The sequence below is a fragment of the Burkholderia sp. 10_S31 genome (assembly GCF_056930375.1).
In genome coordinates this window covers 1,088,826-1,102,202 of record NZ_JBXOWK010000003.1, presented here as the reverse complement: position 1 = coordinate 1,102,202, position 13,377 = coordinate 1,088,826, and the positions used below count along the sequence as shown (strand labels likewise).

Genomic DNA, 13,377 nt, shown 5'->3' with positions numbered 1-13,377 from the left:
CTCTCCACGGCGGGCCGTGCGGCTGCTACCCATCCTTTACTTACTCGTACGACGTCTTGGCGTTGAGTGCTTCGAGGGCTTCCAAATATTCGTTCAACAGCCGCTCGAACTCCCCCTTGACCGTGGTATGCCCCTTCATGTCGCCGATGGCTTGGCCGACCGAGTAGCTCCAATAGTCCATGTTGTGCGAACGCTCCGCCCGCTTGAACGGGTAGCCGCCAAGGATCGATTGCATTGGCCACTTCAGCGGCTTGGGGGCGCCAGGCTGCGCCCACGCCTTCATGTAGTCCGTGTTGAGAATGCGACACTGCTTGCCGGTCATGGCAAAGCTCAACTTGGCGTCTTCCGATTCCGATTGGAACAGCTTCTCGCGCATCTCCATGTTCAGGTCGCTCTCGGCGGTCCCGAGCCACAACGAACCGATCCAAACGCCCTGACATCCGAGCGCCAGCGCCGCAAGAATGTGCGACCCGCGCGTAACGCCGCCGGCTGCGAGAACGGGAAGCCCTGCTGCGGCTTCGACTACCTGCGGCCATAGAACCATGGATGCGATGGAGCCGACGCTGCCGCCAGCCTCCGTCCCCTGAGCCACCAAGAAATCGACGCCGGCGTCTTTTTGCTTGCTTGCGTGGCGACCGCTTCCCACGAGCGCCCCGACCTTGATCCCGCGGGCGTGGGCTTGCTTAACCACCCAGTCCGGGGTGACGCCCAGCGCGCCGACGACGCAGCTAACGGGCTTACTGAGGACCACGTCGAGCTGTTCCTGGCTCTTCTTGTTCGTCATGGACATCTTCGTCGCATACTCGGCCATGTATGCATTGCGGTCCGCCTCAGGCATGTCGGCGATACCCGCTTCGTCCAGGACGTTCTTGACGAACGACAGATGGCTTTCGGGGATTTGCTTCAGATATTCCTCGGGCGATTTCTCGTCGCCGCCCGTACCGGGGAAAACGAGGTCTACGCCGAAGGGCTTGCCGTCTACTTGCTTTTCAATCCAGTCAATCGACATCGCCAGTTCGTCGGGCGTCATCCACGCCGCGCCCAGCACACCCAACCCACCCGCCTTGGTGACCGCCGCAACGACATCGCGGCAGTGAGAGAAAGCGTAGATCGGCAGATCAATCCCGAATTGGGACCCAAGTTCAGTCTTCATCGAAGCATCCTATCTTCAGTTTCATCCCGGACACGACCGTCCGCGGCTGTGCAGTCTCGAGCATGCATTGCTTGCTCGAAGCGCCGCACCGACCAAATGGTACGTAAACTATACTTCTCAGTATTGCGGGTCAACAGGCAAAGCAATCAGCCGTAGATGGCACCCAATGCGTCACCGAGTGCGTGCTTGCGCCGCGCTCGCAGCACTCACGTAACGAACACTGATTCGCTCCGCGAAGATGTGCTATCGCCCGGTGGGTTCGATAACAAATTTTCCTACGTGCGTGCGCTTGACGAAATCCGTCTGCGCCTGAGCAAGTTGCTCGAGCGGGTATGCTTTGTCGAGCAACGGGCGCAGTTTCCCCGACGACACATGCGCGATCACGCGCGCGAACGTCGCCGGCGTCGGGCAAGTGATCCCATACATTTCGAGATCCTTATAGATGAGATCTCGAAGATCCATCGGTTGAATAGGGCCGCCGATCGCACCACCGGTCGTGTACCGACCACCGCGGCGCAGTACCTTCAGAAAATCGCCAAATGCCTGCCCGCCGACGACGTCCGCGACCACATCTACGCTGTTGGCGCCAACGATTCTTTCGACGGCGGCCTTGATGCTCTCCGACTCGCGCGGAATAAAGGCATGCACGCCGAGCGCTCGAACTCGATCTTCCTTGGACTCGCCCGCAATCGCGATGACCCGCGCCTTCCGGATCAACGCGAGTTGCACGAGCGCCGTACCCACCCCCCCCGATGCTCCGGTGACGACGACCGTTTCGCCTTCCGAAAGACGCGCCCGCTCCAGCATCTCTTCCGCGGTGTCATACGAAGTCGGGAACGTAGCCAGTTCGGCGTCGCTAAGCGATGACGTCACCGCATACGCGTTCTCTGCGGGTACCGCCACATATTCTGCGAATCCACCGTCGCGCTCGCCTCCGATGTATTCGACGAGTTGTGCTCGCTCGGGCAACGACAAATCGCGCACCTGCGGATCGACGATCACGCGCTCGCCCACACACCCGACATTCGCCGCATCGCCCACGGCCACGATCCGCCCTGCAATAGCGGCGCCCTGGATGCGAGGGAACACGATCGCTTCCTGCTTCCACGTGGCGGCCGCTTCTTCTTGCTTATCCGCGATGCCCTGAACCCCGCGCAGACCGACCTCCTCGGTCAGCGTTGCGCCCGCTGCGCGGTCGTACCACTGGGTGCGAAGGTTGATGTCGGTATTGTTGATGCCGCATGCGCCCACCTTGATCAGCACTTCGCCCTTCTTGGGGTGCGGCACCGGGACATCTTCTCGATATTGCAGCATATCGATGCCGCCATAGCCGGTGAGCAACACGGCGCGCATCACATCAGGAATTGCTGATTCAGAAACCGCAGAATTCATTTTTCCGTCTTCCTAGGGTTGATTACGCTCGGGACGACAGATATGCGTCTCCGAAGCTCATGCTGGCGTCGCCGGCTTGCTACCGCTGCGACGTCATCCAATTTTCTGCAACGTAATGCGGCCGCCGTTCCGGCGCCAGCTTCCGGCCCCGGATAAGATCCGACGCCATTTCACCGATCATGATGCAAGGCGCATTCGTATTGGCCGCCACAACGAGGGGCATGATCGACGCGTCGGCCACTCTGACGTTTTCCAAGCCGCGCACCTTCAAATTCGGCGCGACCACTGCATCGTCGTCGATTGCAGCGCCCATGCGGCAAGTTCCTGACGGGTGATAAGCAGTCGCAACGCGGGAGGCGACCCAAGCATCGATCTGCGCGTCGGTCTGGACGTCTTCTCCTGGGGCCAATTCTTTCCCCCGATAGGGATCGAATGCCTTTTGCGCGACGATTTCACGCGTCAGGCGCAACGCATTCCTAAAGCTTTCGCGATCGGCTTCCGCCTCGAGATAATTGAATTTCAGGTAGGGCTGGTCGGTCGCACGGTTCGTTTTGATGGCAAGACTGCCCCGACTCTGCGCCCGCATCAACGTCATATGAATTTGGAAACTGTATCCGGGGTAGGGCGCAAACGTGTCCGGCTGAAACGCCAAGCCCAAGAACTCCAGCTTCAAATCGGGGTAGCGCACCCCTGCCTGCGTTCGAATGTAGGCCGCGGCCTCGAACTGATTGCTCGCCGCCACCCCCGTCTTCGTCAGGAACCATTGCGCGCCGGCAAGATGCTTGCGAGGAAATTTCGTGAATGCGGCCAGCCCGAACGGCTGCCGGCATTCGACTTGCAGCGTGATATCCGGATGGTCCTGAAGGTTCGCACCGACACCACGTAGCTCATGAACCGTTTCGACGTTGGCGGCGCGCAGCACGTCAGCCGGCCCCACGCCCGAGAGCTGCAAGAGTTGCGCCGAGCCGATCGAGCCCGAACAGAGAATCACTTCCTTGCGCGCAGTCACGACCCGGCTTTCGCCATGCTTCTGAAGCCGGACGCCCGTCGCCCGTTTGCCCGCGAACACGATCTGCTCGGCGAGCGTATTGGTGCTGATGGTGAGGTTGGCGCGGCGGCGCACATCCGGTGAAAGATACGCGCGGGCCGAACTCCAGCGCCGCCCACCGTAAATCGTGCATTCGCTGGGGTGGAAGCCCTCGTGCTGATACGCATTGGAATCGTCGGTCGTCGGATACCCGGCTTGCTTTCCCGCTTCCATGAAGGCCGCCTGGAGCGGGTCCTTCGCCACGTCCGGGCGGCTGACTCGCAACGGGCCGTGGCGGCCTCGATAATCGTTGCCGTCTCCGCAAAACGTCTCGGATCGCTTGAAGTACGGCAGAACATCCGCGTAGCTCCAGCCGGTACAACCGTAGGTTTGTTCCCAGCCGTCGTAATCGAGCGCATTGCCTCGGGTATACACCATCCCGTTGATCGAGGACGATCCGCCAAGCACCTTCCCGCGCGGATGGTCGACCTGCCGCCCGGACAAATACTTTTCTGGATCGCTGACGTACTGCCAGTTGAACTCACTGCCAGATACAAGGCTTTCGACAGCAAGGGGCATGTCGATGGTCCAGCTTTTGTCTTCCGGCCCTGCTTCGACGAGAAGGACGGTGATCGAACGATCCTCGGACAGCCGTGACGCGACAACGCACCCGGCGGATCCAGCGCCGACGACGATGTAGTCGAAACTCTGGTCGGGCAATTTGAAGTCTTTGATGTTCATGGCAGCAACAACGCGGATAGTGTTTAGACCGATGGTACTGTAAAAATGACTACGTAGTATAATTTTTTCGGAGGTTGGCGAACAAGGCTCGCAGCCTTGCTCCATATATAGACGCCGCGCGTGCTAGGGATTTCCCTAGATCGTTCGGCGCAACCCATCAATTCCGGGGAAACGGGCTGCTCGCCTACATTCCTTTAAATTTGAATGACCAGGACATAAATCTGACTATGCGGTATATTGTGAGCGGAGCAGGAGCGCGTCGCCCACGCATGGCACGGGTAGTCCGTCCCATTGCTGTCCAAGATGGCATCCAGATGATGGCCGGCAACACCATGCCTGCGGCCCGCGTCGTATCGACAGCCTGCTCTCGAGATTCGCTTTGCGCTCCGTTGCTCGGGGAAGCGCGGGCTTCCTTGTCCAGTTCCGATTGCTAACGAGACAACCATGGATAAATTCTTGAAGTTTTACATCGCCGGTCAGTGGGTCGACCCCGTCGAACCGCGCAAGGCGGCCGTCATCAATCCGGCGACGGAGGAACCGGCTGCCTACATCTCGATGGGATCGCAAGCCGATGTCGACCGCGCGGTGAAGGCCGCTCGCTCGGCCTTCCCGAGCTATGCGCAAACATCGACTGCGGAAAAGGTCGCATTCTTCGAGCGCGTGCTCCCGATCCTCAAGCGGCGCCATGGAGAGATCGCCTCGTTGATCTCGCAAGAGATGGGTTGCCCCATCACCTTCGCCAACGAAGCACAGGTCACGTCCTGTATCGCGCATACCGAAACGGTCATCGACGTCTTGAAGTCGTACGCGTTCGAAGAGCAGGTCGGCAGCACCCGAATCATCAAGGAACCCATCGGCGTCGTCGGTCTCATCACGCCGTGGAATTGGCCGCTGAACCAGGTCGTCTGCAAGGTGCTTTATGCGCTCGCGGCGGGTTGCACGATCGTGTTGAAGCCCAGTGAGATCGCTCCCCTCGATGCGACGATCTTTGCGGAGATTCTCGCGGAAGCCGGTCTTCCTGCCGGCGTGTTCAATCTCGTCAATGGCGACGGCCCGACGGTCGGCGAAGCCATTTCGCGGCACCTCGACATCGACATGGTGTCCTTCACCGGCTCGACCCGAGCGGGCGTTCTCGTCGCCAAGGCTGCGGCGGACTCGGTGAAACGCGTGACGCAAGAGCTGGGCGGTAAATCCGCGAACATCGTTTTCGACGATGCGGATATGGACGCCGCGGTTCGATCGTGCGTGCGAGCCATCTGCGCCAACAGCGGGCAAACCTGCGACGCACCGACGCGATTGCTCATCGCGCGCCACCAGTACGAGAAAGCCGTTGAGATTGCCGCGGACGAAGCGCGCAAGCATACGGTGGGCGACCCGACCGATCCGAAAACGATGGTGGGGCCGGTTGCCAATCGCGTTCAGTTCGAAAAGATTCAGCGCCTCATTTCGAATGGCGTGGCCGCAGGCGCGCGGGTAGCGGCGGGCGGCCCCGGACGTCCGGAAGGCCTCGACCGCGGCTTCTATATCCGGCCGACGATCTTTGCCGACGTTTCCCCCGACATGGCTATTGCACGCGAAGAGATCTTCGGCCCAGTGCTGGTTTTGATTCCCTACGACAGTGAAGACGAGGCCGTCGAGATCGCCAACGACACGGAATACGGGCTCGCCGGGTACGTCTCTTCAGGCGACCTCGAGCGCGCTCGACGTGTCGCCCGGCGCCTGCGTGCCGGCTCCATCTTCGTCAACAGCCCGGACTTCGATGTGCGCGCGCCGTTCGGGGGCTACAAACGCTCCGGCAATGGCCGGGAAGCGGGCGCCTATGGCTTGACGGAATACCTCGAAGTGAAATCGGTGGTCGGCCACGGCTGATCGCGGGCAAACATGTCTACGAGCGGTCGCGGCGCGATGTCACGAGCCGCTCTCAACTCAAAGGTGCGAATGATGTTCGACTTCAAAGACAAGATTATCGTTGTGACGGGCGGCGAAACCGGGATCGGCCGTGCCACCGTCGAATCGTTTGCTCGCGCAGGCGGTACCGTGGTGATCGCGGGCTTTCTCGAAGACGAGGGCGACGATGTGGTCTCCTCGCTTGCGAAAGAAAACCTCAAGGCCGAGTTCATGAAGACCGACGTTCAGAACGAGGCAATGATCGAAGACGTTACCGGAAAGGTCATCGCCAAGTATGGTCGAATCGATGTTCTGGTGAACAACGCCTCGATTTTCGATGGATTCGCCGGCATCAATGAAACGACTACGGCCCTGTGGGACAAAGTCATCAACACCAATCTGCGCGGGACGTTCTTGATGAGCCGCACCGTCTTGAAGTACATGATGCCGCGTGGCGAAGGCGCCATCGTCAATGTCGCTTCCGTCGGCGGCGTCATTGGCGGCGCCGATGGCCTGGCTTATACCTCGTCGAAGTTTGGCGTGATCGGTCTCACGCGTCAGATGGCGTGCGATTTGACCGCCAAGGGCATCAAAGTCAACGCCGTGTGCCCCGGCATGATCCAGACCGATATGCGCAAGCATTCCACGCGCATTCTGGCCGACGATGCCCCGCCGATGCGCGGTGTCGGCGTCAACCCCGATGCACTGAAGCGCGTCCCCGCCGGCAAAAAGGGCGTGCCCAACGATATCGCCAATGCGATCCTGTTCGCCGCGTCGCCGTACTCGAACTACATGAACGGCCACTCGCTCGTGATCGACGGCGGTTGGACGATCCAGTAAAAAATATGCGGGCCTATTGCCCTAATGCCGTTCAGTTAAGCAACTGAACGGCATTTTTGTTTTGGGGAAGGAATGGTTGTAAACGCTGCGCTGAGATGTTAGCTTTTGGCGCGATGCTGACCGACCACCTGACCTTCAAGCTGGATGCCGGACCAACCGATCTGAACCGGTTGGCGGAGCATCTGCCGCATGCATGGATCGAGCTAGCCGTCGAAGCGACCGGCACGGCGAGCATTCGTCGCCGTCGGTTGCCCGCCGAACAGGTGGTCTGGCTGGTGATTGCGCTGGCGATCTATCGTCATTGATCGATCAGTGAAGTGGTGGACAGCCTTGAGCTAGTGTTGCCCAACGAGGCCACCTTCGTCAGCAAGAGCGCCGTTACCCAGGCCCGGCAACGCTTGGGCCAAGCCCCGCGATAGCTTGGCTGTTCGAGTAAACCACGCAGGCATGGTGCAAGCAGGACGCTGTTCGTCATGGCTTCAAAGGCCTCAGCCTATGGGCCATGGATGGCACCACGCTACGCACGCCGGATAGTGCCGCGAATCGGGAACATTTTGGGGCCCAACGCTACGCGAGCGGCAAGGTGGCGAGCTACCCACAAGTGCGGGCTGTCACGCTGACCTCGATCCCGACGCATCTCGTGGCGAACATCGCGTTTGGTCGCTACGACACCAACGAGATGATCTACGCCAAGGATCTGCTGGCGCAGATTCCCGACCATTCGCTCACGGTCTTCGACAAAGGCTTCCTGGCAGCCGAGATCCTGTGCGGCCTGAGCTCGGGCGAACGCAATCGCCACTTCCTCATTCCGGCAAAGTCCAATACGCGTTGGGAGGTGCTGTCCGGCAAACCGGACGATGCACTAGTGCGCATGCGCGTCTCGCCTCAGGCTCGGCGGAAATGCCCCGATCTGCCGGAGTGGTGGACGGCACGTGCGGTGCGCATTCAGGATGCACAGGGGCGGCAGCGAGTACTGCTGACGTCCTTGACCGATCGGCGCCGCTTCAAGTTGGCTGACCTGGTGGCTTGCTACGAGCGGCGCTGGCAGATCGAAACCAGCTACCGTGAACTGAAGCAGTCCATGCTGGGTAGCGAACTGACGCTACGCAGCCGAACCGTCGAGGGCATCTATCAAGAGATCTGGGGCGCATTGATCGCCTACAACCTGATTCGCCGAGAAATGGCCTGCGCCGCCTTCGAAGCCAAGTGCGAGCCGACCGAACTGAGCTTCGTTCGCTCGTTCCATCTGATCCAGCACGAGATGATGTGGGCTGCGCGAACGCCTGCCTTCGCCAAGTTGCCCGCCGTCCTCAAGCGACTTCGCGAGTACCTCAAGTTGCTCATCAACGTAAAACGGCCCGATCGCAAATGCGATCGGGCCGTCAAGTCCCGTCCTGCTCGTTACGCTGTCCGGTTCCTCAGAAAGAACCTTAACTGAACGGCATTAGGCCTATTGCCCGCATTTCGCTCTAGTCACGGAAGGTAAAATGGCCAAGACGCGATGCTTGGCCGTTCGTATTTCGAGGATCAGGTGTTGTAATTGCCTGCATCCCATTTGTATTGCGTGCGCCAGTCTTTCGGAAGCTTCGCGAATCTCGACAGGCCAAGCTCTTTGATGGGAATGCTGCTCTCTCCCGTCAGCGTCAATTCCGCCATGGCCTTGCCGATCGCGGGCGACAAGCCGAAGCCATGACCCGACGTAACCGCCACGTACATGCCCTCAGGCCCCGGGACCTTGTCCAAGATCAGGGAGTGATCGGGCGTCAGATCGATCACACCACCCCAGCATCGCAACAGCGGAATGCTCGCGGCCGACGGCAGCAGTTCCGCGACGCGACGCGCGGCGTTGCGGATGATCGGTGTAGTGGGCTTGTCGGGCTCCGAAGTCAAATCGACGTCGATCCACTCGTGCGGGCCGCCGTTGAAATGCAGGTTGCCGCGATGCGTCTGCCGCACCGATACGCCGTTCCCGATCATCGCGAACGTAAACATCGGCGGCAGCGGCGCCGTGACCATCGCTTCGAGCCTGGCTGCGGCGACCGGCACATAACCGCCGATCATGTCGGCGATCATGCCGGCCTGGGGGCCGGCGCAGTTCACGATCTTCGGCGCGGAGATTTCGCCATTGGGGGTTTTGAGTCCCGTTATCGCCCCGCCTGACGTCGTGATCGACAACACCGGCGAATTCTCCAGAATTTTCACACCGCGATCGTTCCCGGCCCAAGCAAACGCCTGCGCGGTTCGCTGCGGGTTGGCATGCCCCGCGCGAGTCGTGTGAATGCCGCCGACGACGGATTCACTCAGATAAGGCAACAACTCCCGCGCCTCTTTGCCGTCGATCAGCCGAAACTCGAAATCGGTCTTTTTGAAGGCTTCATACGTCGCCTGCATCTCTTCCCATTCGTATGGAAATGCGGCCCATAGACGGCCCTTGGGGCACCACTCGGTTACGTATCCGAGCTCATCGTCCAACGTATTCCAGATCCGTTCCGCTTCCGCGGCGACACGCGCTTCGATGGGCGTCTCGCCGCGCAGGCTCAAGTACCCGCTCGCGCGACCGGACGCCTCCCAAGCAGTCCTACCTTTGTCCAACACGACGACCTTCGCCCCGGCCTTTGCCAGCCAGTATGCGGTCGACAGGCCAACGACCCCAGCACCCACAACAGCTACGTCAGCGGTTTCCATGAAACTCCTCTTGCTAATCCATTCGCACCGTTCTTTACTACACCGATCAGTCGGATTCGACTCACGTCATTCGTGGTCGACCGGCGGAGCGGGCCAGTACAGCCAGCCGGCGCGCATCTCCTGCGTCTCTTCGTATTCCGCAATGACTTGCAAGGGAATGGGGCGAACCGGGCAGCGATAGGACCCGGGCGTAATGGTTTCGAGCGCCTTGCCCGCCGCCTTCGCTAGCAGCATCGAAGACTGGTCGCGACAACGCTTTCCTTGGCAGTGGCCCATACCGACCCGCGTCAGTCGCTTGACGAGATCCTGACTGGCCTGTCCGACTTCCGACAACCCTTTGAGGCCGCCGCACGGCACCCGGTTTTCGGCTTTCAAGTAGCCCGGGGGGCTGACATCGAGCAATTCCTGGCGCGACACTTCTTCGCACTGACACACAGTCACGTCGAGCCCCTGCACGCGAACGAAAGCGTCGAGCCATGCGTCGGCAGGGTAGTCGGCAGCCGCTTCCGACGGCAGCGCTCGCGGCTGCGAATCGATCGGCAGCGAATCGCTATCGGCGTGTGCCGCTATGTACTGTGCGGCCCGGCGACCTTGCGCTTCGGCTTCGCTCGGGTCGAGCACCATTCGGTCCGTCACACCCGCGCCATCGCCAACGACGAAAACGTTCGGCAGGCTCGTTTGCATGTTGGCGCTAACGGCGGGCACCCATCCGTTGAGTTCACGATGGAACTCGGTTTTGCAGCCCGTGACGGACGCCAGCTCGATATTCGGCACTGCGCCAAACGCCATGCAAATGGTGTCGCACGGCACTTCGACAGCGCTGCCCGCCACGGCTTGACCCGACTCGTCCAAGGCCACGAGTTCGATTCCTTTGACTTCGGTATCGCCGGTCGCGCGCAGGACTGCCGTCGAAAGATGGAAGGTGACACCGGCGCTCTCGAGCTCCCGTGCCAGCTCCCTATCGCCTTTGATCTCGGCCGCGACCTCAACGATGGCGGCGACTGAGATACCCTTGGAAAGCGCCAGCTGAGCCGTGCGTAGGCCGAGGTTGCCGCTGCCGAGCACGACGATCTTCGTACCACCAAGCGCTTCATAGCGCGACAGCAGCGCGCTTGCGCCATTGGCGCCCAGAACGCCCGGCAAATTCCAGCCGGGAAAAGACAACACGAGATCGCGGGAGCCTGGCGCGACGATCAGGTAGTCGTAATCGAGCAGTGAGCTGCGCTCGGCATCCGCCACCCCGATCTGATAAGTCTTCTGATGCGTGTTGTTTTTGCTCGGTCGGAAGCTGCCCCAAACGGCGGTGCCCGTCACCACGTCGACACCCGCTTCGAGACACGCCATCAGGGGCTCGTTCGAGCCCAAGACCCGCTCTGCGATGAGGCCCTGATCCGATAGGACGGAAGGGAGCCGAGCGCCATAAAAATAAGGCGCATCGAGGCTCATCGCCGATACCTCTTGAGGGTGCTCGTCGATGATCGTCACCCGCAACCCCGCATTGGCGGCTTCAAGAGCGGCTGCACAACCCGCGACGCCCGCGCCCACCACTATCACGTGCTTAGTCGTTTCCATAACCACACTTATCCGTTTTGAACGCGCAGTTCCTTCACCCGCGCAACGAATGCCGGCAGGACTTCCTTCGCGTCACCCACGACGCCGAAACGCGCCACTCGGTAAATATTCGCGTCCGGATCGTTGTTGATCGCGACCACTGTCTTTGCGCCAGAGATACCGGCCAGGTGATGAACCGCCCCGGAAATTCCCACGGCAAGATACACATCCGGCCGAATCTTCACACCGCTGAAACCGACTTGTTTGGAAGGCGGTATCCAGCCGAGTTCGACCACGGCTCGGCTACCTCCTACGCCGGCACCCAAGGCCGCCGCCGCGTCGTCGATCAGCTTCCAGTTTTCCTTGTCGCCGATGCCAAGCCCGCCCGATATCACGACTCGCGCGCTCTTCAATTGTGGGCCGGCTCCAACCGGGTCCGCAATATCTTCCAGGACTTGAACCCACGTGTTGATTTCCGGCGCAGTGACTCGGTGGAGCCGACCCGCAACCGCATCGTCCGTGATGGGCTCATAGCTACCGGACGCGACAATCGCCATTCGCAAGGCGCGATTGAAGGTGTACTCAGCTTTGGCTGCGCCACCGCTCACCGGCTTCGTGGCGACGATTTCACCGTCGATTACGACGAGACCGCTGCACGACGTAACCAGTGCTGCATCCAATCGCGCGGCCAGCCGTGGCACCCACTCATTCGTTTCCGATGTTTGTGGAAACAGCACGAACTCCGGCGCTGCCGCATCGACGATCGCGCTCGCGGAAGCGACGTACGCATCGCCAAGATACGACTTCAGGCGCTCATCATCGACAAAATAAACGTCCGAACCCGCGACTTGGCCTAATTCGGATGCCGCTTTCTCCACGCGCGAGCCCAAAATCGCTCCAGTTACCGATGTACCGAGCGCCTGTGCGAGCTGCCGCGCCGCAGCAGCGACCTCGCGAGCGCCGGGCAGCAACACGCCGTTCGCCGCACAACCGAAAAACAAGATGCCCGCCATCAGATCACTCCTTCTTCATGCAACCGATCGGCCAGGGCTCTGCCTGCCGCCGCACCGTCCGCTGCAGAAACAATTTCAGCGCGCGCCGTGCTGACCTCGGGGAAGTAGACCCGCCGAAGCACCATACTCGGAGAGGGCAGATCAACGCCCAGATCGGCCGCCCTCAACGTTGGAATCTCGGCCTTCTTCGAACCCATGACACCCTTGAGCGAAGGAGAACGGGGCTTGTTCGCTTCGTTCGAAATACCCAGCAACACCGGCAATGCCGATCGAACGCGCTGAACGCCATCGTCTGTCAGCCGCTCGACATGGACCGCATCCGCCGCGACATCGACCATGCGTTTTACTGGCGATACCGCGCTCAAGCCGAGTTGCTCCGCGAGCCGGAACAGCACTTGCCCGTTATCGGTGTCGGACGATTGCCTGCCGCACAAAACAAGGTCCACCGACGGGAGTGTACGAATCGCCGCCGCGAGCAGCGTCGCAACGGGCGCCGGATCGGAGTCGATCCCGCCCGCTCCCTCGATGTGGATCGCCTTATCCGCGCCCATGGCGATCGCACGGCGAAGATGCCCCTTCAGCGCCTCGCCGCCCACGCCCAGAACGGTAACCGATCCGCCCAATGCCTCGCGTATCTTGAGCGCCTCTTCGACGGCGTTGACGTCGTACCCGTTCGCCACGTCGCTCACACCTGGCGGATTAGTCAGTGATTTACCGTCTGTCCCGAGTACCAAGCGCTCTGGTGCGGTATTGGGGTCATGGACCTGCTTCAGGGTTACTACGATCTGCATTTGTCTCTCCATCCGAATAAGTCGCCCCGCCAAGCTATCGTCAACCAGCCGCCCGTCCGGAATTCCCCCGAAGACCCCCGATTGCTCGGGACCGACAACCCGCGGTTGCCGTGGTACGAGAGAGTTCCACGCACTCAAAAAACGACCGAAAGATAGAATAATTAGACCCTTCGGTCAGTATGCACCAATGAGCCGCAAAGTCAAAAAACTTTCTTCCCTCGGCCCGGCGTTCGCGTTGGGACATACGAGTAGTCCTTCGCGTGTAGGACGGCGACGCTTAAGGGTGACGGTCGGGCG

The 13,377-nt window shown here is 60.7% G+C and carries 9 protein-coding genes and 1 pseudogene; 3 read left to right on the top strand and 7 right to left on the bottom strand.

Features of this window, described 5'->3' with window-relative positions; genetic code table 11:
• Nucleotides 1–40: 40 nt before the first annotated feature.
• The 3 genes from AC1Z3W_RS25195 to AC1Z3W_RS25185 form a co-directional block, all read right to left on the bottom strand.
• On the bottom strand, nt 41–1,153 hold the full coding sequence (locus AC1Z3W_RS25195; RefSeq protein WP_483508664.1) for a nitronate monooxygenase: 1,113 nt from the start codon (nt 1,151–1,153) through the stop codon (nt 41–43).
• Between the two features lie 243 nt (nt 1,154–1,396).
• Nucleotides 1,397–2,545 carry an alcohol dehydrogenase family protein gene (locus tag AC1Z3W_RS25190; protein WP_483508663.1) on the bottom strand — a complete coding sequence of 383 codons (1,149 nt, stop codon included), beginning with the start codon at nt 2,543–2,545 and terminating at the stop codon, nt 1,397–1,399.
• Between the two features lie 79 nt (nt 2,546–2,624).
• Complete coding sequence (locus AC1Z3W_RS25185) at nt 2,625–4,313, bottom strand: choline dehydrogenase (protein WP_483508662.1); 1,689 nt, start codon at nt 4,311–4,313, stop codon at nt 2,625–2,627.
• A 444-nt stretch (nt 4,314–4,757) separates the two neighbouring features.
• Here AC1Z3W_RS25185 and AC1Z3W_RS25180 point away from each other — a divergent pair, with 444 nt between their 5' ends.
• The 3 genes and pseudogenes from AC1Z3W_RS25180 to AC1Z3W_RS25170 all read left to right on the top strand — a co-directional run bounded on the left by AC1Z3W_RS25180 (nt 4,758) and on the right by AC1Z3W_RS25170 (nt 8,478).
• Nucleotides 4,758–6,182: an aldehyde dehydrogenase family protein gene (locus AC1Z3W_RS25180; RefSeq protein ID WP_483508661.1), complete on the top strand. Its 1,425-nt coding sequence runs from the start codon at nt 4,758–4,760 to the stop codon at nt 6,180–6,182.
• Between the two features lie 72 nt (nt 6,183–6,254).
• Nucleotides 6,255–7,040 carry an SDR family NAD(P)-dependent oxidoreductase gene (locus AC1Z3W_RS25175; protein ID WP_483508660.1) on the top strand — a complete coding sequence of 262 codons (786 nt, stop codon included), beginning with the start codon at nt 6,255–6,257 and terminating at the stop codon, nt 7,038–7,040.
• 113 nt (nt 7,041–7,153) lie between these two features.
• Nucleotides 7,154–8,478 (top strand): annotated as a pseudogene (locus AC1Z3W_RS25170) (IS4 family transposase).
• An 89-nt stretch (nt 8,479–8,567) separates the two neighbouring features.
• Here AC1Z3W_RS25170 and AC1Z3W_RS25165 read toward each other — a convergent pair.
• The 4 genes from AC1Z3W_RS25165 to AC1Z3W_RS25150 form a co-directional block, all read right to left on the bottom strand.
• Nucleotides 8,568–9,725 carry an NAD(P)/FAD-dependent oxidoreductase gene (locus AC1Z3W_RS25165; RefSeq protein ID WP_483508659.1) on the bottom strand — a complete coding sequence of 386 codons (1,158 nt, stop codon included), beginning with the start codon at nt 9,723–9,725 and terminating at the stop codon, nt 8,568–8,570.
• A gap of 66 nt (nt 9,726–9,791) precedes the next feature.
• Complete coding sequence (locus AC1Z3W_RS25160) at nt 9,792–11,297, bottom strand: FAD-dependent oxidoreductase (RefSeq protein WP_483508658.1); 1,506 nt, start codon at nt 11,295–11,297, stop codon at nt 9,792–9,794.
• An 8-nt stretch (nt 11,298–11,305) separates the two neighbouring features.
• A complete protein-coding gene (locus AC1Z3W_RS25155; RefSeq protein WP_483508657.1) occupies nt 11,306–12,289 on the bottom strand; it encodes an electron transfer flavoprotein subunit alpha/FixB family protein in 984 nt (327 codons plus the stop codon).
• A complete protein-coding gene (locus tag AC1Z3W_RS25150; protein ID WP_483508656.1) occupies nt 12,289–13,080 on the bottom strand; it encodes an electron transfer flavoprotein subunit beta/FixA family protein in 792 nt (263 codons plus the stop codon). The genes AC1Z3W_RS25155 and AC1Z3W_RS25150 overlap by 1 nt, the downstream gene beginning before the upstream one ends.
• Nucleotides 13,081–13,377: the final 297 nt, after the last annotated feature.